Source organism: Streptomonospora nanhaiensis, assembly GCF_013410565.1.
Taxonomy (GTDB): domain Bacteria; phylum Actinomycetota; class Actinomycetes; order Streptosporangiales; family Streptosporangiaceae; genus Streptomonospora; species Streptomonospora nanhaiensis.
In genome coordinates this window covers 2,831,313-2,857,594 of sequence record NZ_JACCFO010000001.1, presented here as the reverse complement: position 1 = coordinate 2,857,594, position 26,282 = coordinate 2,831,313, and the positions used below count along the sequence as shown (strand labels likewise).

Annotated in this window: 29 protein-coding genes and 2 tRNA genes; 17 read left to right on the top strand and 14 right to left on the bottom strand. The window is 75.5% G+C overall.

Features of this window, described 5'->3' with window-relative positions:
* Positions 1-21 precede the first annotated feature (21 nt).
* On the bottom strand, positions 22-411 hold the full coding sequence (locus HNR12_RS12265; protein ID WP_179767610.1) for a VOC family protein: 390 nt from the start codon (positions 409-411) through the stop codon (positions 22-24).
* A gap of 184 nt (positions 412-595) precedes the next feature.
* Between HNR12_RS12265 and HNR12_RS12260 the strand changes: the two genes are divergently transcribed.
* Positions 596-2,779, top strand: coding sequence for a heavy metal translocating P-type ATPase (locus tag HNR12_RS12260; RefSeq protein ID WP_179767609.1), 2,184 nt, complete (start codon positions 596-598; stop codon positions 2,777-2,779).
* Between the two features lie 66 nt (positions 2,780-2,845).
* Here HNR12_RS12260 and HNR12_RS12255 read toward each other — a convergent pair whose 3' ends face one another.
* Both HNR12_RS12255 and HNR12_RS12250 read right to left on the bottom strand, forming a co-directional pair.
* Positions 2,846-3,181 (bottom strand): hypothetical protein, encoded by a 336-nt coding sequence (locus tag HNR12_RS12255; RefSeq protein ID WP_179767608.1) that lies wholly within the window; start codon positions 3,179-3,181, stop codon positions 2,846-2,848.
* Between the two features lie 132 nt (positions 3,182-3,313).
* Positions 3,314-3,907: a GlxA family transcriptional regulator gene (locus HNR12_RS12250; RefSeq protein WP_179767607.1), complete on the bottom strand. Its 594-nt coding sequence runs from the start codon at positions 3,905-3,907 to the stop codon at positions 3,314-3,316.
* Between HNR12_RS12250 and HNR12_RS12245 the strand changes: the two genes are divergently transcribed.
* Entirely contained in the window at positions 3,906-4,268 is a 363-nt protein-coding gene (locus HNR12_RS12245; RefSeq protein WP_179767606.1) for a hypothetical protein, read from the top strand. The two genes, HNR12_RS12250 and HNR12_RS12245, sit on opposite strands and share 2 nt — an antisense overlap.
* A 49-nt stretch (positions 4,269-4,317) precedes the next feature.
* Here the strand turns inward: HNR12_RS12245 and HNR12_RS12240 are convergent, their stop codons facing one another.
* Positions 4,318-5,202 carry a helix-turn-helix domain-containing GNAT family N-acetyltransferase gene (locus HNR12_RS12240; RefSeq protein WP_179767605.1) on the bottom strand — a complete coding sequence of 295 codons (885 nt, stop codon included), beginning with the start codon at positions 5,200-5,202 and terminating at the stop codon, positions 4,318-4,320.
* A 93-nt stretch (positions 5,203-5,295) separates the two neighbouring features.
* On the opposite strand from HNR12_RS12240, the gene HNR12_RS12235 reads away from it, so the two are divergent.
* The 3 genes from HNR12_RS12235 to HNR12_RS12225 all read left to right on the top strand — a co-directional run bounded on the left by HNR12_RS12235 (position 5,296) and on the right by HNR12_RS12225 (position 8,994).
* The gene (locus tag HNR12_RS12235) at positions 5,296-6,648 is read left to right on the top strand and encodes an FAD-dependent oxidoreductase (protein WP_179767604.1); all 1,353 of its coding nucleotides are present in this window, start codon (positions 5,296-5,298) and stop codon (positions 6,646-6,648) included.
* On the top strand, positions 6,645-7,859 hold the full coding sequence (locus tag HNR12_RS12230) for an MFS transporter (protein WP_179767603.1): 1,215 nt from the start codon (positions 6,645-6,647) through the stop codon (positions 7,857-7,859). Before HNR12_RS12235 ends, HNR12_RS12230 begins: the two co-directional genes overlap by 4 nt.
* A gap of 76 nt (positions 7,860-7,935) precedes the next feature.
* On the top strand, positions 7,936-8,994 hold the full coding sequence (locus HNR12_RS12225; protein ID WP_179767602.1) for a flavin-containing monooxygenase: 1,059 nt from the start codon (positions 7,936-7,938) through the stop codon (positions 8,992-8,994).
* 60 nt (positions 8,995-9,054) lie between these two features.
* On the opposite strand, the gene HNR12_RS12220 is transcribed toward HNR12_RS12225, so the two are convergent.
* The gene (locus HNR12_RS12220; protein ID WP_179767601.1) at positions 9,055-9,477 is read right to left on the bottom strand and encodes an arsenate reductase ArsC; all 423 of its coding nucleotides are present in this window, start codon (positions 9,475-9,477) and stop codon (positions 9,055-9,057) included.
* Positions 9,478-9,559: 82 nt separating this feature from the next.
* On the opposite strand from HNR12_RS12220, the gene HNR12_RS12215 reads away from it, so the two are divergent.
* From HNR12_RS12215 to HNR12_RS12205, 3 genes are all read left to right on the top strand, one after another.
* Entirely contained in the window at positions 9,560-9,865 is a 306-nt protein-coding gene (locus HNR12_RS12215; protein WP_179767600.1) for an ArsR/SmtB family transcription factor, read from the top strand.
* Entirely contained in the window at positions 9,865-10,986 is a 1,122-nt protein-coding gene (gene arsB / locus HNR12_RS12210; protein ID WP_179767599.1) for an ACR3 family arsenite efflux transporter, read from the top strand. Before HNR12_RS12215 ends, arsB begins: the two co-directional genes overlap by 1 nt.
* Positions 10,987-11,107: 121 nt before the next feature.
* Entirely contained in the window at positions 11,108-11,338 is a 231-nt protein-coding gene (locus tag HNR12_RS12205) for a hypothetical protein (RefSeq protein ID WP_179767598.1), read from the top strand.
* A 70-nt stretch (positions 11,339-11,408) separates the two neighbouring features.
* Here the strand turns inward: HNR12_RS12205 and HNR12_RS12200 are convergent, their stop codons facing one another.
* The 4 genes from HNR12_RS12200 to HNR12_RS12185 form a co-directional block, all read right to left on the bottom strand.
* The gene (locus HNR12_RS12200) at positions 11,409-12,560 is read right to left on the bottom strand and encodes a methyltransferase domain-containing protein (protein WP_179767597.1); all 1,152 of its coding nucleotides are present in this window, start codon (positions 12,558-12,560) and stop codon (positions 11,409-11,411) included.
* Between the two features lie 387 nt (positions 12,561-12,947).
* Entirely contained in the window at positions 12,948-13,148 is a 201-nt protein-coding gene (locus HNR12_RS12195) for a hypothetical protein (protein ID WP_179767596.1), read from the bottom strand.
* A gap of 79 nt (positions 13,149-13,227) precedes the next feature.
* Positions 13,228-13,557: a hypothetical protein gene (locus HNR12_RS12190; protein ID WP_179767595.1), complete on the bottom strand. Its 330-nt coding sequence runs from the start codon at positions 13,555-13,557 to the stop codon at positions 13,228-13,230.
* A 155-nt stretch (positions 13,558-13,712) separates the two neighbouring features.
* A tRNA-Arg gene (locus HNR12_RS12185) sits at positions 13,713-13,788 on the bottom strand.
* A gap of 344 nt (positions 13,789-14,132) precedes the next feature.
* Here HNR12_RS12185 and HNR12_RS12180 point away from each other — a divergent pair.
* Positions 14,133-15,245: a D-alanyl-D-alanine carboxypeptidase family protein gene (locus tag HNR12_RS12180; RefSeq protein WP_372451047.1), complete on the top strand. Its 1,113-nt coding sequence runs from the start codon at positions 14,133-14,135 to the stop codon at positions 15,243-15,245.
* A gap of 68 nt (positions 15,246-15,313) precedes the next feature.
* Here HNR12_RS12180 and HNR12_RS12175 read toward each other — a convergent pair whose 3' ends face one another.
* The 4 genes from HNR12_RS12175 to HNR12_RS12160 all read right to left on the bottom strand — a co-directional run bounded on the left by HNR12_RS12175 (position 15,314) and on the right by HNR12_RS12160 (position 18,203).
* Positions 15,314-15,754 carry an MscL family protein gene (locus HNR12_RS12175; RefSeq protein ID WP_179767593.1) on the bottom strand — a complete coding sequence of 147 codons (441 nt, stop codon included), beginning with the start codon at positions 15,752-15,754 and terminating at the stop codon, positions 15,314-15,316.
* Positions 15,755-15,854: 100 nt separating this feature from the next.
* Positions 15,855-16,520 carry an SAF domain-containing protein gene (locus HNR12_RS12170; protein ID WP_179767592.1) on the bottom strand — a complete coding sequence of 222 codons (666 nt, stop codon included), beginning with the start codon at positions 16,518-16,520 and terminating at the stop codon, positions 15,855-15,857.
* Between the two features lie 573 nt (positions 16,521-17,093).
* Positions 17,094-17,450 (bottom strand): FmdB family zinc ribbon protein, encoded by a 357-nt coding sequence (locus HNR12_RS12165; RefSeq protein WP_179767591.1) that lies wholly within the window; start codon positions 17,448-17,450, stop codon positions 17,094-17,096.
* Between the two features lie 201 nt (positions 17,451-17,651).
* Positions 17,652-18,203 carry a 5-formyltetrahydrofolate cyclo-ligase gene (locus HNR12_RS12160; protein ID WP_179770570.1) on the bottom strand — a complete coding sequence of 184 codons (552 nt, stop codon included), beginning with the start codon at positions 18,201-18,203 and terminating at the stop codon, positions 17,652-17,654.
* 163 nt (positions 18,204-18,366) lie between these two features.
* Between HNR12_RS12160 and galU the strand changes: the two genes are divergently transcribed.
* The 8 genes from galU to HNR12_RS12120 all read left to right on the top strand — a co-directional run bounded on the left by galU (position 18,367) and on the right by HNR12_RS12120 (position 25,779).
* Positions 18,367-19,299, top strand: coding sequence for a UTP--glucose-1-phosphate uridylyltransferase GalU (gene galU / locus HNR12_RS12155; RefSeq protein ID WP_179767590.1), 933 nt, complete (start codon positions 18,367-18,369; stop codon positions 19,297-19,299).
* An 81-nt stretch (positions 19,300-19,380) separates the two neighbouring features.
* Positions 19,381-20,616: a molybdotransferase-like divisome protein Glp gene (gene glp, locus HNR12_RS12150; RefSeq protein ID WP_179767589.1), complete on the top strand. Its 1,236-nt coding sequence runs from the start codon at positions 19,381-19,383 to the stop codon at positions 20,614-20,616.
* A gap of 68 nt (positions 20,617-20,684) precedes the next feature.
* The gene (gene moaC / locus HNR12_RS12145) at positions 20,685-21,173 is read left to right on the top strand and encodes a cyclic pyranopterin monophosphate synthase MoaC (protein WP_179767588.1); all 489 of its coding nucleotides are present in this window, start codon (positions 20,685-20,687) and stop codon (positions 21,171-21,173) included.
* Positions 21,170-21,730, top strand: a complete 561-nt coding sequence (locus HNR12_RS12140; protein ID WP_179767587.1) for a MogA/MoaB family molybdenum cofactor biosynthesis protein — start codon at positions 21,170-21,172, stop codon at positions 21,728-21,730. Before moaC ends, HNR12_RS12140 begins: the two co-directional genes overlap by 4 nt.
* A gap of 144 nt (positions 21,731-21,874) precedes the next feature.
* Positions 21,875-22,579: a GNAT family N-acetyltransferase gene (locus HNR12_RS12135; protein WP_308118367.1), complete on the top strand. Its 705-nt coding sequence runs from the start codon at positions 21,875-21,877 to the stop codon at positions 22,577-22,579.
* 483 nt (positions 22,580-23,062) lie between these two features.
* Positions 23,063-23,734 (top strand): divisome protein SepX/GlpR, encoded by a 672-nt coding sequence (gene sepX / locus HNR12_RS12130; RefSeq protein WP_179767586.1) that lies wholly within the window; start codon positions 23,063-23,065, stop codon positions 23,732-23,734.
* A 110-nt stretch (positions 23,735-23,844) separates the two neighbouring features.
* A tRNA-Ala gene (locus HNR12_RS12125) sits at positions 23,845-23,918 on the top strand.
* 1,267 nt (positions 23,919-25,185) lie between these two features.
* The gene (locus HNR12_RS12120; RefSeq protein WP_179767585.1) at positions 25,186-25,779 is read left to right on the top strand and encodes a hypothetical protein; all 594 of its coding nucleotides are present in this window, start codon (positions 25,186-25,188) and stop codon (positions 25,777-25,779) included.
* Between the two features lie 28 nt (positions 25,780-25,807).
* On the opposite strand, the gene HNR12_RS12115 is transcribed toward HNR12_RS12120, so the two are convergent.
* Positions 25,808-26,128 (bottom strand): sec-independent translocase, encoded by a 321-nt coding sequence (locus tag HNR12_RS12115; protein WP_179767584.1) that lies wholly within the window; start codon positions 26,126-26,128, stop codon positions 25,808-25,810.
* Positions 26,129-26,282 lie beyond the last annotated feature (154 nt).

Below are 26,282 nucleotides of genomic sequence, written 5' to 3'. Positions count from 1 at the left end.
GTTTGGCGCGGTGTGCGGGGGTCAGGGGCGGCGGTCCGCCAGGACGCAGAACTCGTTGCCCTCGGGGTCGGCGAGCGTGACCCAGCTCTCCTCGCCCGTCTGCCCGACGTCGGCGTGCCGGGCGCCCAGGGCGAGCAGGCGGCGGACCTCCTCGTCCTGCTCCCGGTCGGTGGGGCTGACGTCGATGTGCAGCCGGTTCTTGACGGTCTTGCCCTCGGGCACGCGCGCGAAGGTCAGCAGCGGCGGCACCGGCCCGAGGCGGTCGCCGTCCCCGGGCCGGGCAGGGGGGCCGATGGTGACGAGCCCGTCGTCCTCCTCCCGCACCTCGTAGCCGAGGACCGCGCACCAGAACCGCGCGAGCCCGCGGGGATCGGCGCAGTCGATCGCGAGTTCGGTGAACTTGCCGGCCATGCCGTGACCTCCGGTCGCCTAGCGGGTCCGCCAGAGGCCACATGCTAGCGGCGGGCGCGATCGGCTTCGCGGGGGCGGGGAGCGCACGTGCCCCGGCCCCGCCCAGGTCACAGCGCGCGAATTTGACACATATATACCCCTGGGGGGTATATATGTGGGCAGTCGAACCGCAAAGGAGGACGCCGTGAATCCCCACGCCGACCACTCGGGGCACCACCCGCCGGGCGAGCCGGGCGCGGCCGGACCGCACGCGCGGCACGACCACGACCGGCACGGCCCCGCACCGCGGAGCACGCACGCCGGGCACGGCGAGCACGCCGACCACACGCCCCACAAGGCCGACCAGGCCCACCTCGGGCACCACGGCCACGCCGGGCACGGCGGCCATGGTGGGCACGCCGGGCACGGCGACCACGCCGCCCAGTTCCGCTCCCGCTTCTGGTGGAACCTGGCCCTGGCCGTGCCGGTGGTGCTGACCAGCCACATGATCGCCGACTGGTTCGGCTACACCGTGCCGCACACCCTGACCTGGGTGCCGCCGGTGCTGGGCACGGTGGTGTTCGGCTACGGCGGCTGGCCCTTCCTCAGCGGCGCCGTGGGCGAGTTGCGCACCCGCCGGCCGGGCATGATGACCCTGGTCGCCCTCGCGATCACCGTGGCCTTCGCCGCCAGCCTGATGAGCACCCTGGGCCTGGCCTCGATGGCGCTGGACTTCTGGTGGGAGCTGGTCCTGCTCGTCGCCATCATGCTGCTGGGCCACTGGCTGGAGATGCGCGCCCTGGGCCAGGCCTCGGGTGCGCTGGAGGCCCTGGCCGACCTGCTGCCCGACACCGCCGAACGCGTCGGCGCGGACGGCGCGATCGAGCAGGTGCCGGCGTCGGCCCTGCGCGTCGGCGACACCGTGCTGGTGCGCTCGGGCGGCCGGGTGCCCGCCGACGCCGCGGTGGTGTCGGGGCGCGCCGCCATGGACGAGTCCATGATCACCGGCGAGTCGCGCCCGGTGGCCCGCACCGAGGGCGACCGGGTGACGGCCGGGACCGTGGCCACCGACTCCGCCATCCGGGTGCGGGTGGAGGCCGTCGGCGAGGACACCACGCTCGCGGGCATCCAGCGGCTGGTCGGCGAGGCCCAGGCGTCGCGGTCGCGCGCCCAGGCGCTGGCCGACCGCGCCGCGGCGCTGCTGTTCTGGTTCGCCCTGGCGGTGGCGGCGGTGACCTTCGCCGTGTGGGCGGCCGCGGGCGACACCACGGTCGCCGTCGAACGCACCGTCACCGTCCTGGTGATCGCCTGCCCGCACGCCCTGGGCCTGGCCATCCCCCTGGTCATCGCGATCTCCACGGGCAAGGCCGCCCGGTCGGGGATCCTGGTCAAGGACCGGCTGGCCCTGGAGCGCATGCGGATCGTCGACACCGTCCTCTTCGACAAGACCGGAACCCTGACCAAGGGCGCCCCCGCCGTGACCGCCGCCGCGGCGGCCGAGGGGCACGGCACCGACCGCGTGCTGGCACTGGCCGGCGCGGCCGAGTCCGACTCCGAGCACCCGCTGGCCCGCGCGGTCGTGCGGGCGGCGCGCGAGCGCGGCGCGGTACCCGCCGCCTCGGCTTTCGGCTCGCTCACCGGGCGCGGCGTGCGCGCCGAGGTCGAGGGCGCCGTGGTCCACGTGGGCGGCCCCGGGCTGCTGGCCGAGCTGGGCACCGCCGAGCCCGAGTCCCTGGCCGGGCGCACCGCCGCGTGGCGGGCGGAGGGCACCACGGTGCTCTACGTGGTGGCCGACGGCGCGGTGGTGGGCGCCCTGGGGGTGGCCGATGAGGTCCGCCCGGAGTCCCACAGCGCCGTCCGCGCCCTGCACGAGCGGGGCGCGCGCGTGGCCATGGTCACCGGCGACGCCCAGAGCGTGGCCGACGCGGTGGCCGCGCGCCTGGGGATCGACGAGGTGTTCGCCGAGGTGCTGCCCGACCAGAAGGACCGGGTGGTGCGCGGCCTCCAGGAGCGGGGGCGGCGCGTGGCCATGGTGGGCGACGGCGTCAACGACGCGCCCGCGCTGGCGCGCGCTGACGTGGGGATCGCCATCGGCGCCGGCACCGATGTCGCCATCGAGTCGGCCGGGGTGGTGCTGGCCTCCGACGACCCCCGCGCGGTGGTCTCGGTGCGCACGCTGTCGGCGGCCGGATACCGCAAGATGTGGCAGAACCTGCTGTGGGCCGCCGGGTACAACGTCCTGTCGGTCCCGCTGGCCGCGGGCGTGCTGGCGCCCGTGGGGTTCGTCCTGCCGCCGGCGGTGGGCGCGGTCGTGATGAGCCTGTCCACGATCGTGGTGGCGCTCAACGCCCAGCTGCTGCGCAGGGTCGACCTGGCCCCGCCGGCCTGAGCGCCGCTCGGGCGGCGGTCCCGGCCCGGGGGCCGCGGGCCGCCCGCCGCGGGGTCGGTCGCGGGGTCAGCGGCGCATGGTCCAGCGGATGACCAGCGGGATGACGGTGGCGGCCGCGCCCAGGATGAGCAGCACGAACATCGGCGTGCGCATGCTGTTGTGCATCTCGATGCAGGCGTCGCGCACCGGGTTGCCGAACAGCCAGTCGCCGACCGAGGGCTGGGCGTCGTAGGCGGGGCTGAACACCGATCCGCAGGAGGTGTCGGCGACCGACACGGGCAGCAGGCCGAGCCCGAAGCCGGCGACGAGCCCCACCACCCCCAGGACCGCGACGACGACCAGGGCGTCGGGTCCGCCGCGCGAAGGGGCGGGGGAGGGGTGGGCGGGGGGCGGGCTGGTCAACGCGGTCTCCCGATGTGCGGGGAACTGGGGGCGCGGGGAGTCTACCCGGCGCCGCCCCGGCGGAACCGGGGTTGCGGCCAACGCGTCCGGCGCGGCCGCCGCGCCCGTGCCGGGCGGCACGGGCCGGCCGCGTCAGGAGGCCGCGCGGCTGCCGGTCGCGCGGTGGCGCGAGGGGGTGGTGCCGTACCGCTCCACGAACGCGTGGCGGAGCGCCTCGGCCGAGCCGAACCCGCAGCGCGCGGCCACGCGCCGCACCGGCAGCGCGGTGGTGGCCAGCAGGTGCGCGGCGGCCTCGGCGCGGGCCCGGCGGACGTACCGGCCGGGCGGCTGCCCGAGGTGGCCGAGGAACAGCCGGGTGAGGTGGCGCGGGCTGACGCCCGCCACCGCGGCCAGGGCCTCGGTGGTGAGGTCGCCCCCGATGTTGGCGGTGACGTGGTCGGTCACCCGCCGCACCACGTCGGGGCCGGCCGGTGCGGGGGCGGTGAACATGCTGATCTGCGCCTGGTTGCCGGGCCGCTGCAGATAGGTCACCAGCGCCCGCGCCACCCGCCGCCCCAGTTCCGGCCCGTGGTCCTCCTCGATGAACGCGATCATCAGGTCCAGGGCGCTGGTGACCCCGGCGGAGGTGGCGACGTTGCCGTCGCGGATGTAGATCGGGTCGGCGTCCACGGCGACGGCGGGGTGCTCGGCGGTCGTGGGCCGGCCCCTCGCCGTCTGGCCGGTCATGCTGGTGCTGCTGGCCCTCGCGCAGGCCGCCGAGTACCTCGGCGTCGGCTACCCGGCGGTGGTGGGGCCGCTCGCCGCCGTGACGGCGGTGGCCGGCCTCGTCAACGGGCGGCTGCTGCGCCCCGGCCTGTACCGCTGGCAGTTGCCGCAGACGGCGGCCGTGGCGGCGGTGGTGCTGGTCGCCGAGTACGGCGGGCTGCCCTTCGCCGGCTACCTGGTGGCCGCGGTGCTGTTCGGCCACGCGGCCTGGGACGTCGTGCACTGGCGGGCGGACCGGGTGGTGCACCGCCCGCTGGCGGAGTTCTGTGCCGTGCTGGACTTCCTGCTGGCCGCGGGGGTCGTCGTCCTGGTCTCGGTGTGACCCCGGGTACGCCCGCCCCGCCGCCGCGCGGGCGGGCGGGGCGGCGGGGTCAGCACCCGCCCTCGGCGGTGCCGGAGTCGCCGGCGGCGCGGGTGTCGTCGCGGCGGCGCTCCAGCATCACGGTGTCGCGCCAGACCCCGTGGTGGCGCCCGATGCGCTCGCGCACCCCCAGCGTGCGGAACCCCGCGCTGTGGTGGAGGGCGAGGCTGGCCTTGTTCTCGGGGAAGATCGCGGTCTGCAGGGTCCACAGGCCCCCGGAGTCGGCGGCGGTGACCTGGCGGTGGAGCAGGACCTTGCCCACGCCGCGCCCGCGCGCGGCGGACGAGACGTAGATGGAGGTCTCGGCCACCCCCGCGTAGACGGGGCGGCTGGAGACGGGGGTGGCGGCGGCCCAGCCCACGACCTCGCCGTCGATCTCGGCGACCCAGCGGTGGCCGGGCAGCCACTTGGCGTCGAGGGCCTCCGCCGAGGGGGTCTCGGTCTCGAACGTGGCGTTGCCGGTGGCGATGCCCTCGGCGTAGATCCGCAGCACGGCGGGGAAGTCGGTGTCGGCCATGGCGCGTACCGCGACGTCGGCCGGCAGGTCGGCGGGGCAGCACGGCCGGGCGGCCAGCAGGCCCATCACGGCGTCGGCGGCGTGCGGCAGGCCGCTGCAGCAGTCGGGGTTGACCATGACGCGGGTGGAGGTGCCGGACTTGGTCAGGGTGACGAACCCGGCCTCGGCCAGCTTGCGGAGGTGGTGGGAGACCGTGGGCTGGCGCAGGCCGAGCGCGTCGGCGAGTTCGCCCACCGTCACCGCTCCGGGGGCGGTGGCGACCGTGTGCAGCAGCCGCACCCGGGCGGGTTCGGCCAGGCAGGCGAACCAGGCGGCGTAGGTCTCGGCGTCGGCGGCGTCCAGGGTCGGCAGGGAGCCGGTAAGAGGCGGTGCGCTCATGACGTCATTATCGACGACAATCGATGGTTGCGTCCATTGATGGTTGTCGATAAAGTGCACGCTAAATCGACATACATCGATGAAAGGGGCGGCATGAGCGAGGGGACCCCGATCGTGGTGATCGGTGCCGGTCCGGTCGGCCTGGCCGCGGCGGCGGAGTTGGCGGAGCGCGGGCTGCCGGTGCTCGTCCTGGAGAAGGGCGCCGCGGCCGGGGCGGCGGTGCGCGAGTGGGGGCACGTGCGGCTGTTCTCCGCCTGGCGCGACCTGGTCGCCCCGGCCGCCGGGCGGCTGCTCGCGCCGACCGGCTGGACGCGGCCCGACGACGGCGCCTACCCCACCGGGCGGGAGTGGGCCGCCGCCTACCTGGAGCCGCTGGCCGCCGCGCTCGGCGAACGGGTGCGCCTGGGCGCCGAGGTCGTCGGCGTGAGCCGGCGCGGCCGTGACCGGGTCGTGGACGCCGGCCGCGCGGACGAGCCGTTCACCGTGCGCGTGCGCCCGGCCGCAGGCGGCGTCGAACGGATCACCGCCCGCGCGGTGGTGGACGCCTCGGGCACGTGGGGATCGCCCAACCCGCTGGGCGCCGACGGCCTGCCCGCGCTCGGCGAGGCCGAGGCGGCCGACCGCGTCGCCTACCGGGTGCCCGACCTGGCCGACCCCGACGTCCGCGCCCGCTACGCGGGGCGCCGCACCGCCGTGGCGGGCAGCGGGCACTCGGCGCTGACCGCCCTGGTCGCGCTGGCCGGACTCGCCGAGGAGGCGCCCGGCACCCGCGCGGTGTGGGTGCTGCGCCGCGGCGAGGTCGGCGACGCCTTCGGCGGCGGAACCGCCGACCGGCTCGCCGCGCGCGGGGCCCTGGGGCGGCGGGCGCGGGAGGCGGTGGAGGCCGGGCACGTCGAGGTCGTCACCGGGTTCCGCACCGCCGAGGTGGGCCGCGCGGGCGGGCGGATCGTGCTCGCCGACGAAGGCGGGCGCCGCCTGGACCCGGTGGACGAGGTCGTCGCCCTGACCGGGTTCCGGCCCGACCTGGCGCCGCTGTCGGAAATCCGGCTCGGCCTGGACCCCGCCCTCCAGGCGCCGGTCGCCCTGGCGCCGCTGATCGACCCCAACGTGCACTCCTGCGGCACCGTCTACCCGCACGGCGCCGCCGAGCTGGCCCACCCCGAGCCCGGGTTCTACCTGGCCGGGATGAAGTCCTACGGGCGCGCGCCGACGTTTCTGGCGCTGACCGGGTTCGAGCAGGTGCGCAGCGTCGCCGCCGCGCTGGCGGGCGACCACGAGGCGGCGGCGCGGGTGGAGCTGACCCTGCCCGAGACCGGCGTGTGCAAGGGATCGGGGCTCGCCGAGGCGGCCGAGGCCGCCGACGCCCCGGACGAGGGCGGGTGCTGCCAAGCCGCCGGGCCCGACCTGATCCAGCTGACCCGCCCGGCCGGCCGCGTCCCGGCGTGAGCGCCCCCGGGGCCCGCCGCGCGCTGGTGGCGCTGTGCGTCACCGTGACCACCAGCTACGGCGTGCTGCTGTACGCCTTCCCGGTGCTGGCCCCGGCCATCAGCGCCGACACCGGATGGTCGCTGGGCACGGTGACCGCGGCCTACTCCGCCGCGCAGGTCACCTCGGCGCTGGCGCAGGCCGCGGTCGGGCGGTGGCTGGAGCGGGCGGGACCGCGCGCGGTCATGACCACCGCCGCCGCGCTGGCCGTCCCGGCCGTCGCGGGGATCGCCCTGGCGCCCGGCCTGCCCGTGTTCTTCCTGGCGTGGCTGGCGGCGGGTGCGGCCACTGCCGGGCTGTTCTACCCGCCGGCGTTCGCCGCGATCACCGGGTGGTTCGGCGAGGGGCGGGTGCGGGCGCTGACGGCGCTCACCCTGGTGGCCGGGCTGTCCAGCACGGTGTTCGCGCCGCTCACCGCCGCTCTGGAGGCGGCGCTGGGCTGGCGCGGCGCCTACGGGGTGCTGGCCCTGGTGCTGCTGTGCGTGGTGCTCCCGCTGCACGCGGCGGCGCTCACCCCGCCCTGGCGGCCCGCGGGCGGGGCGGGCGGGGCGGCGGGGGCCGGGCGCGCGGTCGGGCTGCGGGAGGTCGTGGCCGACCGGGCGTTCCTCGCGCTGACCGCCGCGCTGACCCTGGGCGCCTTCGGCGTGTACGCGGTCGTGGTCAACATCGTGCCGCTGCTGGGGGAGCGCGGCTTCGACACGGCGGTCGCGGCGTGGGCGCTGGGGGTCGGCGGCGTGGGGCAGGTGCTGGGGCGCCTGGCCTACGCGCCGCTGGAGCGCCGCGCCGGGCCGGTCGCGCGGGCGGTGGCCGTGCTGGCGGCGTGCGCCGCCTCCACCGCGCTGCTGACCGTGGTGACCGGCCCGCTCGCCCTGGTCATGGCCGTGTCCCTGCTGGCGGGGATGGCGCGCGGGATCTTCACGCTGCTCCAGGCCACCGCCGTCGCCGACCGCTGGGGCACCGCCCGCTACGCCGCCCTCAACGGGATCCTGCACAGCCCCCTCATGCTGGCCATCGCCCTGGCGCCCTGGGCCGGCGCCGCGCTCGCCGGGCTGCTGGGCGTCTACCCCGCGATGTTCGCGGTCCTGGCCGCGATCGGCGCGGCGGGGGCGCTGCTGGCCCCGCTGACCCGCCCGGCCGGCGCGGGCGGCCGGGGCGACCCCCGCCCCGCCTGATCGGCTGCCCAACGCGGCGGCCCGCCCGCGCGCCACCCGCCCCGCGCTCACCCCACCGCCCTTTTGAGGAGACGCCATGCCCGAAACGCCCGAACACCCGCTGATCGTCGTCGGCGCCGGCCAGGCCGGACTCGCCACCGCGCACGCCGCCGCGCGGCGCGGCGTCCGCGCCCTGGTGCTGGAGGCCGCCGCCGACGTCGGCGGCTCCTGGCCGCACTACTACGACAGCCTCACCCTGTTCTCCCCGGCCCGGTTCTCCGCCCTGCCCGGGCGGGCGCTGCCGGGCGAGGGCGACCGCTACCCGCTGCGCGACGAGATCACGGCCTACCTGCGCGCCTACGCCGCCGACCTGGACGCCGACATCCGCTGCCGCAGGAAGGCCGCCGCCGTCCAGGCCGGTCCCGGCGGATTCACGGTCACCACCACCGAGGGCGAGCGCTTCACGGGAGCGGCGCTGGTGGCCGCCACCGGCGCCTTCTCCCGGCCGCACCGTCCGGCCCTGCCCGGCCTCGGCACCTTCACCGGGACCGTCCTGCACACCGCCGACTACCGCCGCCCCGAGCCGTTCGCCGGGCAGCGCGTGGTGGTCGTGGGCGGGGGCAACTCCGGCGTGCAGATCGCCGCCGAACTCGCGGCCGTGGCCCGCGTCAGCCTGGCGTCGCGGTCCCCGATCGCGTGGGCGAACCGGCGGCTGCTGGGCCGCGACCTCCACTGGTGGTTCGTGCGCAGCGGCCTGGACGCCGCGCCGCTGCGCCGGGTGTGGGAGAAGGGCCCCACCCTGGTCAACGACGACGGCCGCCACCGCGCCGCGTTCGCCACGGGCAACCCCGACCGCCGGGAGATGTTCACCCGCCTGTCCGGGAGCAAGGCCGAGTGGGCCGACGGCACCGTGGAGGAGGTCGACACCCTCGTCCTGGCCACCGGCTACCGGCCCGCCCTGGACTACCTCGCGGACACGGGCGCGCTCGACGGCCAGGGGCGGCCCCTGCACCGCGGCGGGGTGTCGACCACCGTGCCCGGCCTGGGGTACGTGGGGCTGGAGTTCCAGCGCGGCTTCGGCTCGGCCACCCTGCGCGGCGTGGGGCGCGACGCCCGCCATGTCCTGCGCCGGCTGCGGGTGGGGGCGGGAAGGTGAATACCGGGGCCGGGCACCCGCCGTGACGGGTGCCCGGCCCCGGCGCCCTCCCTCCCTGGACTACCGGCCGGTGCCGGCCGCGAGTTCGGCGATGAGCGCCTCGACGCGCCGCCGGATCTCGTCGCGGATGGGGCGCACGGCGTCGACGCCCTTGCCGGCGGGGTCGGGCAGCTCCCAGTCGAGATAGCGCTTGCCGGGGAAGACCGGGCAGGCGTCGCCGCAGCCCATGGTGACGCACACGTCGGAGGATCGGACGGTGTCGGGGGTGAGGCGCTTGGGGGTCTGGGCGGAGATGTCGATGCCGACCTCGGCCATGGCCTCTACCACGGCCGGGTTGACCTCGTCGGCGGGCGCCGAGCCGGCGGAGCGGACCTCGACGCGGTCCCCGGCCAGGTGCGCGAGCCAGGCGGCGGCCATCTGCGAGCGGCCGGCGTTGTGGACGCACACGAACAGCACGGAGGGGACGGACGGGGCGGCGGTCATGGCGGGGCCTTTCACGAGGCTGCGCGGGCAGCGTGCGCGGCGCCGAAGGCATCAGCGTCGGCTGATGTGATAGTATCAGTCCATGCTGATGTCAGTCGACACTGATGTGATCCGCGCCCTGGGCGATCCCCTGCGGCAGCGGATTCTCGCCCTGCTCGCGCGCGAGACCCTGTGTACGACCCACCTCATGGCCGAGACCGGGGCGCGCCAGACCAACCTGTCCAACCACCTGCGCGTGCTGCGCGAGGCCGGGCTGGTCGACACCGAGCCGTGCGGCCGGTTCACCTACTACCGGCTGCGCCCGGAGGCCCTGGAGGCGGTCGCGGAGGGCTTCGCCGAACTCGCCGCCGTCGCCCGCGCCAGTGGCCGGGCGCGGAGGGCCTGCTGATGGCCCGCGCGCGGGCGGCGAAGGCCGCCGGGCCCGCCGCACCGGCCGCACCCGCCGGGACCCCGGTCGCGGCGGCGCTGCCGCGCCTGGACCGCTACCTGCCGGTGTGGATCGGCCTGGCGATGGGCGCGGGCCTGCTGCTGGGCCGCTGGGTGCCGGGGGTGCCGGCGGCCCTGGAGGCGGTGGAGGTCGGCGGGATCTCCGTGCCCATCGCCCTGGGCCTGCTGCTGATGATGTACCCGGTGCTGGCCAAGGTCCGCTACGACCGCCTGGGCGCGGTCGCCCGCGACACCCGGACGCTGGCCGCCTCGCTGGTGCTCAACTGGGTGGTGGGGCCCGCGCTGATGTTCGCCCTGGCCTGGCTGCTGCTGCCGGACCTGCCGGAGTTCCGCACCGGGCTGATCATCGTGGGGCTGGCCCGCTGCATCGCGATGGTGGTCATCTGGAACGACCTCGCCTGCGGCGACCGCGAGGCGGCCGCCGTGCTCGTGGCCCTCAACTCCCTGTTCCAGGTGGTGGCGTTCGGCGCCCTGGGCTGGTTCTACCTCGACCTGCTGCCGGGCCGGCTGGGGCTGGACACCAGCGGCATCGACGTCTCGCCGTGGGAGATCGCGGCCATGGTCGCGGTGTTCCTCGGAGTCCCGCTGGCCGCCGGGTTCGCCACCCGCGCCGCCGCCGAACGCACGCGCGGCCGCACCTGGTACGAGGACCGCTTCCTACCGCGCGTCGGCCCGCTGGCGCTGTACGGCCTGCTGTTCACCATCGTGATGCTGTTCGCCCTCCAGGGCGAGGCCATCACGTCGCGCCCCCTGGACGTCGCCCGGATCGCGCTGCCGCTGCTGGCCTACTTCGTGGTCATGTGGGGCGTGTCGCTGCTGCTGGGCCGCTGGATCGGTCTCGGCTACGAGCGGTCGGCCACCCTGGCGTTCACGGCGGCCGGCAACAACTTCGAACTGGCGATCGCCGTCGCGATCGGCGTGTTCGGCGCGGCATCGGGCCAGGCCCTGGCCGGAGTGGTCGGCCCCCTGATCGAGGTTCCCGTCCTGGTCGGCCTGGTCTACGTCTCCCTGTGGTCCCGCCGGTTCTTCGGCGGAGCCGCCTCGCCGAGGGCGGAACCCTGAGCCGCGGCGGCCGCCCCGCGCACGCGGGCGCTGGGCGGCGGCCCGGGCCGGGGCCCTGGGCGCGGCGGCTCGGGGCTGGCAGCATGAGGACCCGATACGACCGATACGGCGAGGAGAGGCAGTGACCAACTATCCCCCGGAGTTCCCCGTGCTCGCGGCGCGGGACGCGTTGGACAAGGGCGTACCGGTGCACGTCGCGGCGCTGCACGAGTCCTTCCGGCATGTATGGGGCCAGGTGATCGCCGACATCGAGGCCATGGGCTGGACCCTTGAACACTGGGCCGTGACCACCGCCGGCGACGACACCTTCGCCTACCCGGTCTTCCGCCGCACCTCCCCGCCCCGCCCGTAGCCGAGCCATGGCATAGGCGCGGACCGGCTGCCCGGTGCAGTCGGCGGGGCGCCGCCCCGGGAGCGCCCCCTCAAGTGCGCGCCCGGTGGTCGGCGCCCAGCGCCCCGGTGCCGGGGTGGGGCCACCACGGGCCACCGTCGGGGTTGTCCAGCCACACTCGCTGCCGACCGTCGGTGTCGACGGTGAGGCCGTAGTCGGTGACCGGCGGTCGGCCGCGGGCCGTCCACCACCGGAACGCCGCCTCGGCCTCGTCCCACAGCCGCCGCGGGCCGCCCTGCTCGATGCGGCCGTCGTGGTGCAGCCGCGCCCAGGACGGGCTGTCGGTGGCCGACATCCACGCCCATGGCTCCCCGGCGGCATCGGCCCAGCGCAGTCCCAGCCGCCATGGGCCGGCCATCATGACGAGTTGCAGGCAGGCGTCCCCCAGGACCACGTCGCGCGGGTCCCCCTCCCACCGGGAGACGGACTCGGCCTCGGCGTCCAGGTCGTGCGGGGCGCCCCCGGCCCACCGCTGGGACCGCAGCCGCATGAAGCTGGAGGTGCCGCAGAACCGTCCGCCCGCCCGGTCGCCGCCGACGACCAGGCGCGCCAGCAGCCCGCTGGGCAGGTCGGGCGCCGGTGCCCACGGCGTCACCACGATCCCGCCGGTGCGCACCTGCGCGATCCACGCGGGCGGCACCGCGACCACGCTGCACGTGGCGATCACCGCGTCGAACTTCCCGAAGCCGGCCCACGCCGCCGCCCCGTCGCCGACGACCACCGTGGGCGCGTACCCCAGGGCGTCCAGTCGGCGGCGCGCCTGCGCGGCCAGCCCGGGATCGACCTCGACGGTGACCACGTTCTCCTGGCCGACGAGTTCGCACAGCAGCGCGGCGTTGTAGCCGGTGCCGGTGCCGATCTCCAGGACCCGCGACCCGGGCCGCAGATCGGCGGCCTCGATCATGCGGGCCATCATGGTCGGCATCGAGGAGGAGGACGAGGGGAGCCCGATGTCGGAGCGGCCGTCGGCGACCTGGGTGACGACGGCCTCGTCGGCGTACACCAGATCGGCCCAGCGCTCGGGCTCGGAGCCGCGATCCAGGGGCGGACCCAGGCCCGCCGGCCACACGCGGTCCGGGATGAACGCGTGCCGAGGCACCCGCCCGAACGCCGCCTTGATGTCGGGGGTGGTGTCCAGGGACGCGGCCAGAGTCGCACGGGCCCGCGCCCAGTCGACGCTCATACCTTCCCCGTTCCCTTGCAGTTGGGGCAGGGGACGGGGTGGGTGGACTTCCATGGGTTCTTCCCGTCGCCGTCCGACGTGGTGAACACCACGCCCGTCCCGTTGCACATCTTGCACTGCGCCATAGAGGCTTCCTTCCCGTCGGGGCAGAGGCGCCCCCGCCCCTGGCAGGGCGGGGGAGGGGCCGACCACTGGGCGGCAATCGGGGTCACCGGCCGGGTGCCGGTGCAGCGCCTGGGGCGGAGTGGACTCGTGCAGGTCCAAGCACCAGCGGCACCAGCTTCGCGGCGGTCTGCACGCTCAGTTCGTGGCAGGTCGGCGTGACCATCGGGACCGGCGCGCGGCAGTGCCCTGCCACGGTGCCCGGCTGCGGCAGATGGTCGGAGGTCACCCGGATACCGACCGGCCAGGCCGTGACCATCTCCCGCTCAGGATCGTGGCCACGCCGGTGAGGCGCTGTAGCAGGTCGTTGATCTGGACGCCGGTGAGATCCCGGCCGTCGGCCGTGATCGTCAGCTTGGAGCCGTTGTCGTGCACCTCGAAGGCGACCATGACGGCATCAGGTTCCCGCCGGGATACGACGTCCATGCAGACGACGGTAGGACGTCCGGCTGAGGACGGGGGGTAGAGTCGCCACCCCCTCGCCTAGGGGTACAGGTTGTACCCCTTACACCGTCATGACGCCGATGGCCTCGGCCAGCGCCCGGGCATCGTCGCGGACGAGCGCCGGTCCCGACGTGGCGAGCTGTTCCACCGTGGACCGGGTGCAAGGGTTGTAACGGGCCGTGTCGGGAGAGGCCTTGTGCGCCTTGGCGAGCAGGTGCACCACGGCCACGTCCTCACTCCGCAGAGCGTGGGCGCGCGCCAACTCGATGATGTGGAAGCTGCGGCGGGTGGCCGACGGCACCTGCGCCAGGTCGACCTGGCCGGCGACGTCGATGGCGTCACCTCCCCGCATCAGGTCGACGTGGATGGTGATGGCGTAGGCGCCGACCATGCCGCGGCCGAAGATGAGATAGGGGTGCGCGTAGGTGTCGCCGAGCCGCCGCGCGGCGTCGTCGGCGCGGTCCCAGTAGCGCCACGCCTGCCCGGCGCGTCCGACTCAGCGCCGCCGCAGGGTCCGCCGTGGCGTGCCCGCCGCCTGGTCAGGCGTGGTGGCCCCAGCAGGATTCGAACCTGCGACACCCACTTTAGGAGAGTGGTGCTCTGTCCCCTGAGCTATGAGGCCGGAACAGTCCCCAAGGGTAGCGGAGAACCGCGGGCCCGTGGTCTCGGCGGGTTGCGGCGGGTGAGGGCGTCGGTTGAGTAGGCTTCTGCCGGTATGGTTGCCACCGCCGCCCGGTGATCTTGCTCACCGGTGCGGGCCGCGGTTGCGGCCACGGGCCCGGCGCCGAGGGCGTTGCGGCCCCTTCCGGACGAGCGCACCGCTGGTGACCGGCAGTTTCGGACCGGTGCCGGTGGGTGCGGAGCGGGCGGCATACCCCCCTGGCCGATCGGGACCGTCCCATAGCGGACATGTAGTAACTTGCGGTTCGGCCACGTGAACCACCGGACACTCAGCGGAGGACCCTCGTGCCGTTCACCCTCGATTCCACGCGGCCCGTGCGCCGCGTGCCGCGAATCGGGTCCTTCTCGCCGCTGATGCTATCTCCGCGCGTTCAGCGGCACGGTGGCGTGTCCGCGCTGCTGGTCATCCTCGTGGCGCTCTTCCTGGTGCCCAGCGGCTCCGCCTCCGCCGACTCCGACCTCGACCAGCTCAAGCAGCAGGCCGACGAGGCCAAGGCCGAACTGGAGGAGGCCACCGAGGAGTACACCGAGCGTGAGGAGAACCTGGAGGACGCCCAGGACGAGCTGATCTCCACGCTGCACGACCTCCAGCAGACCGAGTTGCGGCTGTCGGAGATGCGGGTGCCGCTGGCCCAGCTCGGCAGCACGCTCTACCAGCAGCCCGACGGCGGCATCCTCGGTGTGATGACCTCGGGCAACCTCGACCAGGACCTCCAGGTGGAGTCGCACGTCCTCAAGCTCGCCGACGACAAGGAGGCGCTGCTGGAGGAGGCCAACGACCTGCGCGACCGGCAGGCCGACCTCGCGGGCAAGGCCCAGGACCTCCAGGCCGAGACCCAGCTGGAGCGGGTGGAGCTGGAGGACGACCTCGCCGCGCTGCGGGAGCAGTCCGAGGAGAGCACCCGCGAGCTGACGGAGGAGCTGGAGAACCGCGGTCTGGACCCCGACGCCTACATGGCCGGGGTTGAGTGCGACCCCACCGCCGGCCAGGAGGCGTCGGGCTACCCCAACGGCCTGCTGCCCCAGGGCGCGCTGTGCGAGCTGCACGAGGGCGGCCACTTCCTGCGCGCCGACGCGGCCGTGGACTTCCTGGAGATGAACCAGGCCTACACCGAGGAGTTCGGCACCCCCATCTGCCTCACCAGCTCCTACCGCGACCTGCCCAACCAGCACCGCGTCTACCAGGAGCAGCCGCCCGGCAACGCCGCCGTGCCCGGTACCAGCAACCACGGCTGGGGCCTGGCGGTCGACATGTGCGGCGGCGTGCAGACCGAGGGCACCCCGCAGTTCGCGTGGCTTGAGGCGAACTCCACGCAGTGGGGCTGGTTCCACCCGCAGTGGGCGTACTCCAGCCCCTACGAGCCCTGGCACTGGGAGTACGACGCGCCCCACGGATAGGCCGCGGCGGACCGCGCGCCGCTCGCGCCCGGCCCGGGGGACCGGCCGGACGCGGGCGGCGGCGGTGGTCAGGACACGGGCTCGGAGACGTCGGAGACGGCCTCCGGGACGGTCTCGGGGGTGACCTCGGAGGTGCAGTGGGCGCACCGGGACGCCGCCTTGCTGATCTCGCTGCGGCAGTGCGGGCACTCGCGGTTGGCGGCCTCCTCCTTCTTGGTGAAGCGCTCCAGGACCTTGGTCATGGGCAGGACCACGAAGAAGTACACGATGGCCGCCGTGAGCAGGAAGCTCACGGCGGCGTCGATGAACCGGCCGTACAGGAAACGGCTGCCGTTGACCTCGAAGTACAGCTCGCCGAAGGTCGGAACCCCGCCGAAGACGCCGATCAGTGGGGTGATGAAGCCCTCGGTGAAGGCGGTGACGAGATCGGCGAACACCGCGCCGATCACCACCGCCACCGCGAGCTGCACGAGGTTGCCCTGCATCAGGAACTGCCGGAAACCGCTCATCTCTCCTCATAAAACGCAGTGGGTCGGATTCTCGCCGGTCCACGTGCCCGTTTGCGGGGGTGTGGAACGCCGGACAGCATCCACCACCCCGGGTGAGAGGTCAACCGCGGATGGTGATGGACAGGAGGCCGGCGGCGTGGCCGGCGAGCGCGCGGGCCTCGTCGGGGCGGACGGCCAGCAGCACGAGCCCGCCCGGCGATCCGCCGCCCAGTCCGCCGCCGGATCCGGGATCGGGCACGGCGATGACCGGGCGGTCCTCGACGACGGTCACGGCCGGCGCCGCCGCCGGACCGCCAGTGCCGCCGAAGTCCGCGGCCGTGGCGACGGCGGGGTCGGCCGGGGCGGCGAGGACGTCGACCCGGCTGCCGGGGTGCAGGAGGTCCACCACGCCGGGGTCGGGCACCCGCAGCGGCGCCGCCACCATGCCGGGGCCGTGGCCCCGCGCGGGGGGATCGGCCAGCCGCGCCCGGGTGATGACCTCGCCCCGGCCGACGGGGCCGGAGAGCGAACGCCCCTCGGCGCGGTGGGACGGCTCCAGGGCGCCGTCGGGAACGGCGCCGGCGGGCAGGGCGCGGAGGATGAGGTCGCCGGGGGCGATGGGCTCCAGGGCGGTCAGCGGCCGCGCCGCCACCCAGACCTCGGCGGTGGGCGCGGGAGTCGGGCGCAGGAGGAGCACGGCCCCGGTGAGGGCCAGTGCCGCGCAGGCGGCGCCGAGCGCCCGGCGCCACCGCGCCAGGAGGCGGAAGGCCCGCAGGCCGGCGTTCACGGCGCGGCCTCGGGACGCGGTTGGGCGGCCGCCCGCCGCCGCCGCGCGGCGGCGGCGCGGGCACGGGCTCCCGGGAACGGGTGGCGGGCGGTGCGCGCGGTGTCCATGCCCGCACGGTAGGCGGCGGGCGGCGGGGGATGCCGCCGTTGTCCACAGGGGCGCAGCGGCGGTCCGGGCGCCGGGTGCGGACGGGCGCGAGCGCGGGCGGGGGAGGGGCGCGGCCGTGCGAACGGGGTGGTGTGCCGGGTGGTGTCCATGGCCGCACGGTAGGCGGGTGGCGGGGTGGCGTGTCGCGGTTGTCCACAGGGGCCGCCACGGGAGCGCGGCTCAGGCGGTCGCGGAGGCCCGGGGAGTCGGTGGGCCGTGAGCGCCGGCGGCGGCGCCGGCGTGCGCACGGCTCCGGCCGGCGCGCACGGTTCGTCGGTTGCGAACGCCCCGCACGGTCGACGGGCTGTGCCGGGCCGGTGCGGGGACGCCAAGACGACGGGCGGGCGGGGCCCGCCCGGATGCGAGAGTACGGTGCGCCGAGCGGCGCTTCGCCCGTCCACCCCAGGGGGCGCGGGCGGGTGAAGGCTACTTCGCGGCGGTCGCGGCGGCGCTGGAGGAGGAGCCGGTCGTGGCCGTCGAGGCGGAGTCGGAGCCCGAGGACGCCGACCCGGAGTCCGAGCCCGAGGACTCGCTCTTGGCGCCGCCCGAGGAGTCGTCCTTGGCACCGTTCTTGCTCGACCCCGCCATCACCGAGCGGTTGGACGAGGAGTTGCTGTCGGTGCGGTAGAAGCCGGAGCCCTTGAACACGATGCCCACGGCGGAGTACACCTTGCGCAGCCGCCCCTGGCACTCGGGGCAGACGGTCAGCGGGTCGTCGCTGAAGCTCTGCACGGCCTCCAACTGGGAGCCGCACTCGGTGCATGCGTACTGGTACGTCGGCACTGGGGTCCTCCTTGCTGGCACTCTCACCCGTCGACTGCCAAATATTACGCGGTCGGGCAGCACAGCCGCGACATCGGGGGCGGAGCGCCTTCACGGTGGCGCTGCCGATACCGTGCAACGCCGCCCGCCGCCCCCCTGTTCCACGTCGGCCGCCCGGCCGGGCCCCCGCGCCCGCGCCGCCGCCGCGTGCCGCGACCGGCTTTAGAACCGGAGCAGCCCCCGGCCGGGTGTCACCACGCCGTCGACCGCCCGGTCGTGGGGCTCGGCCGGGACCTCCGCCACCAGTTCTGTGTCGTATATCACCGCCAGTGTCAGGGTGTGCGGGCCCACGTGCGCCAGCGCGCGGTCGTAGCAGCCCGCGCCGCGCCCCAGGCGGCGCCCCGCGCCGTCCACGGCCAGCGCCGGGCACAGCACCGCCGCCGCCCGGCGCAGCGCGTCGGTGCCGTAGCGCCGGCCCAGCGGCTCCACCAGCCCGCGCCCGGCCGGCGCCAGGCTGTCCGGGCCCTCGTAGGCCGCCCAGTCCAGTTCGCCGCCGGGCAGCAGCACCGGCAGCAGCACGTAGGTCCCGTGCTTCCACAGGGCCGCGAGCAGCTTGCGGGTGTCCGGCTCGGTGCCCACCGAGTAGTACAGCGCCACCGTGCCGCCCGTGGTCAGCAGCGGGACCTCGGCCAGCGCATCGCGCAGCGCCGGGCCCGCCGCCGCGCGCTCGGCCTCGGGCATGGCCCGCCGGGCGGCCAGGATCCGGCGCCGCATCTCCCGCTTCGTCTCAACCGTGGTCACGGCACAGCAGTCTGGCAGTTCGCCCCGCGCCCCGGCAGCCCTTCGCCGGACCGCCCCGCCCCCGCGCCCGGCCGGGCGGCGCGCGCGGCGGCGGGGCTGGGCCGCACGGGCGGCGCGACTGGCCTAAAGTGCCGACATGACAGATACGCACCGCCGCCCGCCCGGAGTGGCCAAGGCCGTCGTACCGGCGGCCGGACTGGGCACCCGGTTCCTGCCCGCGACCAAGGCCACGCCCAAGGAGATGCTGCCGATCGTCGACAAGCCGGCGATCCAGTACGTGGTGGAGGAGGCGGTCGCCGCCGGCCTCCAGGACGTCCTGATGATCACCGGCCGCAGCAAGCGCTCCATCGAGGACCACTTCGACCGCGCCTACGAACTGGAGGAGGCGCTGCGGGCCAAGAACGACACCCAGCGCCTGCATTCCGTGCGCGAGTCCAGCGAACTGGCGCAGGTCCACTACGTCCGCCAGGGCGAGCCCCGGGGCCTGGGCCACGCCGTGCTGTGCGCCGCCTCCCACGTGGGCGACGAGCCGTTCGCCGTCCTCCTCGGCGACGACCTCATCGGCCAGCGCGAGGCCCTGCTGCAGCGCATGATCGAGGTCCGCGACACCTACGGCGGCAGCGTCGTGGCGCTCATGGAGGTCGAGCCCGAGCAGGTCTCCCTCTACGGCTGCGCCGCGATCGAGGCCACCGACGAGGACGACGTCGTCGTGGTGACCGACCTCGTCGAGAAGCCCCCGGCCGACCAGGCGCCCAGCCGCTGGGCCATCATCGGCCGCTACATCTGCGACCCCGCCGTCTTCGACGTGCTGCGCGAGACCGGCCCCGGCCGCGGCGGCGAGATCCAGCTCACCGACGCCCTGCGCGAGCTGGCCCGCCGCAAGCCCGAGGACGGCGGCCCCGTGCACGGCGTCCTGTTCCGCGGCCAGCGCTACGACACCGGCAACAAGGCCGACTACCTCCGCACTGTGGTGGAATTCGCGTGTGAGCGCCCCGACCTCGCCGCGGACTTCCTGCCGTGGCTGCGGGAGTTCGTGGCCGCCCACGACACCCCGCGCGCCGACGACTGAGACCCCGCGCCGGGCCGTCACGCGCCGCACCGCCGCGGCACTCGCCGCGCCGCCAACCGGGTATGGCTGAGGGAGCCTTCGATGAAGACCGTCGAGCAGCACATCTCCGACGTCCTGGATCTGGTCCGCCCGCTCGACCCCATCGAGCTGGACCTGCTCCGCGCGCACGGCGGGGTGCTCGCCGAGCCGGTCGCCTCTCCGGTCTCCCTGCCCGCCTTCGACAACTCCTCGATGGACGGCTACGCCGTGGCGGCCGCCGACGTCGCCCAGGCCACGGCGCAAGCGCCCGTCCGGCTGCCCGTGGTGGCCGACATCCCCGCCGGAGACCCCTCGGCCACCGCGGTGCGGCGCGGCCACTGCGCCCGCATCATGACCGGCGCGCCCCTGCCGCGGGGCGCCGACGCGGTCGTTCCGGTGGAGTGGACCGACGGCGGCCAGGCCGAGGTCGCCATCAGCCGGCCGGTGCGCCCGGGCAACGCCGTGCGCCGCGTCGGCGAGGACGTCGAGAAGGGCACCACGGTCGTGCACCGGGGCGCCCGGGTGGGCGGCGCCGAACTCGCCGTGCTGGCCGCCGTGGGCCGCCGCGCGGTCCGCGTGCACCCCCGCCCGCGCGTGGTCGTGCTCTCCACCGGCGCCGAACTGGTGGAGCCGGGCAACCCGATCGGCCCCGGCCAGATCTGGGAGTCCAACAGCTACATGCTGACCGCGGCCGCCCTGGACGCCGGCTGCGCCGCCTACCGGCACGGGTTCGTCGGCGACGACCCCGCCACCGTGCTGCGCACCATCGAGGACGTCCTGGTGCAGGCCGACATCGTGCTGACCACCGGCGGCGTCAGCATGGGCGCCTACGACGTGGTCAAGGAGGTGCTCTCGGGCCTGGGCACCGTGCGGTTCGAGCAGGTGGCCGTGCAGCCCGGCAAGCCCCAGGGCCTGGGCACCGTCGGCGACCCGGCCACCCCCATCCTCACCCTGCCCGGCAACCCCGTCAGCTCGTTCGTGTCCTTCTACCTGTTCGTACTGCCCGCCCTGCGCCGGCTGCGCGGCCTGCCGCCCGACCCCCTGCCCTCGGTGCACGCCCGCCTGGCCGCCCCCGTCCGGCACTCGCCGCCGGGCCGCCGCTCCTACCTGCGCGCCGTGCTGGAGTACGACCACGCCGCCGGCGGCACCGGCTACACCGCGGCCCCGGTCTCGCGGCAGGGCTCCCACCAGCTCTCCGCGCTCGCCGAGGTCAACGCCCTGGTGGTGGTCCCCGAGAACACCACGGAGCTGCCCGAGGGCAGTGTGGTGGAGGTCCTGCAGCTGCCCACCGGAGCCTGAGCGGCGCCGCGGACCCGCCGCCCGGTCCGCGCGGCGCCCCCGTCCCACACCCCAGAAGGAAGCCCACCATGCCCGACGCCCATCCATCCGGGATGAGCCACCTCGACTCCTCGGGCGCGGCGCGCATGGTCGACGTCTCCGCCAAGGACGTCACCGCGCGCACGGCCACCGCCACCGGGCGGGTGCTGCTGCGCCCCGACACCGTCGCCGCCCTGCGCGGGGGAGGCGTGCCCAAGGGCGACGCCCTGGCCGTGGCCCGCATCGCGGGCATCCAGGGCGCCAAGCGCACCCCCGACCTCGTGCCGCTGTGCCACCCCATCGCCGTGCACGGGGTCGACCTCGGCCTGGCCGTGGACGACGGCGGCGTGGGCATCACCGCCACCGTGCGCACCGCCGACCGCACCGGTGTGGAGATGGAGGCCCTGACCTGCGTCATGTCCGCCGCGCTGGCGCTCATCGACATGGTCAAGGCCATCGACCCCGAGGCGGTCGTCACCGACGTCCGGGTCGAGGAGAAGACCGGCGGCAAGACCGGGCACTGGCGGCGGTCCCGGTGAGCGCCCCGGAAACCCCAGGAGCACCCGGCGCCGCGCCCGCCGAGGGCGCCGCCCGCTACCGCGTCGCCGCCATCACGGCCTCCAACCGCGCCGCGGCCGGGGTCTACGCCGACGCCTCGGGCGAGGTGCTGCGCGCCGAACTTGCGGCGCTGCCCGGGGTCGCCGTCGAGGGCCCGTGGGTGGTGCCCGACGGCCCGCCCGTGGCCGAGGCCCTGGCGCGCGCCCTGGAGGCGGGCTGCGACGCCGCCGTGACCACCGGAGGCACCGGCCTGAGCCCCACCGACGCCACCCCCGAGGCCACCCGTCCGCTGCTGGCCTACGAGATCCCCGGGATCGCCGAGGCGCTGCGCGCCGCGGGCCGCGAGAAGGGCGTGGCCTCGGCCGTGCTCTCGCGCGGGCTGGCGGGGGTCGCCGAGCGCGGCGGGCACCGGATGCTGGTGGTCAACCTGCCCGGTTCCCGCGGCGGCGTCCGCGACGGCATGGCCGTGCTCGGCCCGATCCTCGCCCACGCCCTCGACCAGCTGCGCGGGGGCGACCACCCCCGCCCCGGCGCCTGACGGGCCGCCCGCCATGGTGGGATACTGGAGGTCGGCGACCGGGGCACCAGGTGCCCCCCGGCCGCTGCCGCGCGACCGCGCGCCACACACCCCTACTCGGGCCGCCGTCCGCCCGCGGGGCCGGAGGCGGCGGAAGGACGCGACGTGAACCGGATTCGCGGCTGGCCGATCACCCTCGCGGAGGGTCCGGTCGGCCTGCGCCCGCTGCGGCTGCGCGACGCCGGCGCGCTGCGCGAGACCCGCGTCCGCAACGCCGAGTGGCTGCGGCCCTGGGAGCCCACGCACCCCGAGATGCCGCTGCAGAGCACCGGGCTGTCCCCCTACGTGGCCATGCTCCAGGCGATCCGCCGCGAGGCCCGGCAGGGCATCTCGATGCCCTGGGCCATCACCTACGACGGCGTCTTCGCCGGGCAGCTCACCATCAGCGCCATCGTGTGGGGGTCGGCGCGCTCGGCCCAGGTCGGCTACTGGATCGACCGGGCCTACGCCGGCCGCGGCGCCACCCCGACGGCGGTCGCGCTGGCGGTGGACCACGCGTTCTTCACGGTGGGCCTGCACCGGATCGAGGCCAGCATCCGCCCCGAGAACCGCGCCAGCCGGCGGGTCGTCGAGAAGCTGGGGTTCCGCGAGGAGGGCCTGCGCCGCCGCCAGTTGCACATCGACGGCGCGTGGCGCGACCACCTCGCCTACGCGCTGACCACCGAGGACGTCCCCGGCGGCCTGCTGGCGCGCTGGCGGCGGCGGGGCAGCGGCGCCGGCGGGGCGACCGGCGGCGACCCCGGCAGCCCCGACGCCCCGGGCGGAGGGGGAGCGGCGCCCGGGGCGGCGCCCCGGCCCGGATGGCCGTGAGGCCGCCCGCGGCCCCCGGTGATCGCCGAGAGTAAGGACTTCGCCCCTAAACCGGTGTCGGCACCCGTCCGTTCGCGGGATAATCGCCGGTACCCGGCCGGGACCTGTCGGCACCGGACTGGGTCGCGTCGCGCGATCACGCCTATCCCCCCGGGCCGCCGCGCCGTGACCTGGGTGTCCTGCGGCAATATGGGGCGGCGGGGAAAGAGGAAAGACTGTAATCTCACGACACTCCGGGCCGAATACTGCGCATTTATGGACACCTGGTCGTACGGTGCGGAACGTAGACGTACCAACGATGCAGGCAACACGTGCATATGGCGCATGGGAGACGGCGAATGACGAGTGGCGCGATGGACGGCTCCAGCGCCGCATCGTGACCTCGGAGCGGCCCACCGGGCCGCGGGTCGCCATGGGCCATGAACCAGCCTCGTCGCCGGAGCGTCTGAGAGTGTCCGGTGACCGGCGGTGCGAGGAGGAGTCATGAGCAGCTCTCCTCTGTATCTCGCCATCGTCGTCGTCTGGCTGATCGTGCTGGTGCCGATGCTCCTGCGCCGCGACCCCGCGCCCGACCACGACGACCAGGTCGAGTACGACGAGCCGGTCGGCGGCGAGGCCGGTGCGCAAGACGGCGCCGAGGCGCCCGCCGAGGACAGCGCGCCCGAGGCGGCGCACCCGGGCGAGGACGCCGACGACCGCGCACCCGCCGCCGAGGACACCGGGGCGGTCTTCGACACCGACGTGGAGGCCCACCACGCCTCCGGTCCGCTGCCCGAGCCCGCCGTGGGCCGCGAGCCGCTCCCGCCCCCGCGCGCCCGCCGCGCCCGGGTCATCGCCCGCCGGCGCCGCCGCACCACCGTGCTGGTGGCGCTGCTGGGGCTGAGCGGCGCCGGGGTGGCCGCCGGCCTGGGCCCCTGGTGGGTGCTGGTGCCGCCGACCGTGCTGCTGCTGGGCCACCTGGTGCTGCTGCGCGAGGCGGCCAAGGCCGACGCCGAGCGCCGGGCCGCCGAGGAGCGCCGCCGCCGGCGCCTGGAGCGGATCCGCCGGGCCCGCGCCGAGGCCGCGCGCGAGGCCGAGGTGATCGAGCTGATGGAGCGGCGCAACCAGGTCTACGACCAGTACACCGACGCCCAGCTGCGCGCCGCGGGCGACTGAGGGCGGCCCGCACCGGGCCGCCCGCCACCCGCCCGCGGCGCGGGCCGCGGGGGGAACCGGTTATCGGTTCGGAGCACCGGGCGGAAGCTGCTAGCATTTGAAGCGTCCTTGGGGCTGTAGCGCAGTCCGGTAGCGCACCTCGTTCGCATCGAGGGGGTCAGGGGTTCAAATCCCCTCAGCTCCACTTATCCAGGGCGGTTCGGGAAATCCCGGGCCGTTCTGTGCGCGGTCGGTGATTGCGCGCAAACCGACGGTGTCCACACCGCGGGAGCGTACCGCGGGCAATCACCGGCTGTGAGATTCGCGGAGGCCGCCAGGCGGCCTCCTTTTCCTTTTCCACCCGCCTCGCCGGGCGTCTGCCGCCATTCTCGGCCACGGTGTGTGAAGGCGCCCGAATCCGGGGCGGACGGCGGTAATGCGCGCCGGTATCCCCGCGTCGGAGGCGGCGTTGGGCCCTCCTCCGACAACCACCGCAATGGCGGGAGTGGCACAGGTGCGCATTGTGCCGCTCATAACGCGATAAAATCGCGGTGTCCGCCAATCCGGCATGCTTGCGGTGCGTAATGACCGGCCGTGCCGTCCGCGGATTGTCGCCATCGCGACCCGCGCCTCATGATCACGCTGCGCCACGGGAATGCCGGGTGCCGTGTTTTGGCTGGTCGTTTCGGCAGGTGGCCTGGTAGGGCGGTGTTCGCCTCCGTCCGCGCCCGCCGCCGTCCGGGCGCGCGGCGCACCCGGAGGCGCCGAGCGGGCGCAGGCGGCGCGGCCCCCGTGCGAACCGCGCGGCGGGAGTGAATCAGGTCGGAGCGGAGACCGCACAGGCCGTACTGCGCGGCGCATCATTATTTATGCGGGTTTCTGCACGATAAGCATCAGTTTTCGGTAGAAGTGCGTTAATATTACAACTTGGGGTCTTGCGTAAGTGTGTCCGTTAGGCCATCTTGTATGTGGGGATGGATGACGATGCAATGGGAAGGTGTGCTGTGTTAAAGAAGCTGTGCGCTGTTGTGGCCCTCGCGGTCACCGCGATTCTGGCGCCTTCGGTTCCGGCGGCCACCGCCGACCAGGCCGTGGCGGCCGAGGCCAACTGGGGTTGGTACTAGGCCGTCATCCCTCTTCCGGCATCCGTTCGGAACGAACCGGTCTCCGGCCCGTGCCCCCGGGCCGGAGACCGGTGTGCATCCGCCCCTCCCGCCCGGCGCACCTTTCCCGCACCTTCCCGCGTCCCCACCGCCTCCCGCGGCGCACCCGCCGCCCGGTCGGCTGATCCCCGCGTCCGTGTCCGCCCGGCCCGCCGCCTCCCGGCGCCGCGCGCCCGCCGGGGCGGCACCGGGCCACCCGGTGGGCCAACTCCGCCCCTCCGGTGGCGTCCCCGCGCGTTCCGGCGCGCGGCGGAGCGGGTAGCTACGGAGCGTGGAAGCCCGTCGGACGCAGAAGGGCGGCGAGACCCCGTGCCCGACTCCCCGGAGCACCCCCGACCGGAGCCCGCGCCACCGCACCGGCCGACCCCGCCCGACCCCGCCGACAGCGGCGGCGCGAACTTCCCCGGCGGCACCGAGTACCCGATCGGCGACCGCGCCCCCGGGGGCTACCACTACGCCGAGCCGCCGCCCCCGCCGCCCGAACCCGCGCCGGTCGACGACCCCGATCCCGCCCCCGTGGCCGCCGAGCGGTTCCGCTGCGACACCCCCGCCCGCCGCAAGGCCATCCCGCCCATGCGCGGCCGGGGCCACTGGCGGCTGGGGATCAGCACCGCGCTGTTCGTGATGGCGGCGGCGGGCGCGGCCGACTACATCGAGGTGGGCACCCGCGCGGTGTGGCACGTGCTGTTCTGGGGGCTGCTGGCCGGGGCCGCGCTCACCGAGGTCTACCGCGAGCGCCGCAACGGCTGGGAGCCGGCCGCGCGCTGGCCCTGGCCGGCGGCGGCGGTGATCGGCACGATCGGCGCGGAGGTGCTGGTGGCGCTGCTGGACTCCCCGGCGGTGATCGCGGGGTCGGCCGTGGTCATGGGGATCGGCCTGGTCCTGGTCATGCTGTTCGGCTGACCCCGCCGGGCGGGGCGCGCCGCAGCGCTCAGGTGGCCTCGCTGTCGAAGGGCGGGCGCTTGCCGTTGAGCTGCGAGGCCGGGCGGCGGCGCCGGGAGGAGTCGTTCTCGCCGGCCTCCCAGAAGTGCTTCTGGACGAACCGGCGCGGGTTGAGGTCCTCGACGTCGAAGTCCTTGAACTCGGGGCCCAGGCCCTTCTGGATGTCGGAGCGCGCGCTGTCGGCCATGGTGCGCAACTGGCGCAGCACCCGGCCGACCTGGGCCGCGGCCTTCGGCAGCTGGTCGGGGCCGAAGATCAGCAGCGCGAGCAGGCCCAGGAGGACGAACTCGCCGCCCCCGATGTTGAACATGCCGGGTTCCTCCGATTGACCGTGGTGATTGCTCCGGCCTTCTAGCAGATTAGCCGGTGTTGTTCCTGGCGGAGACACCGCAGGGGTGACCGGCGCGTGTCCATCATGCGCCCCGGCGGCCCGCGCGCCGGCCCCGCCGCGCCCCGTCGGGGCG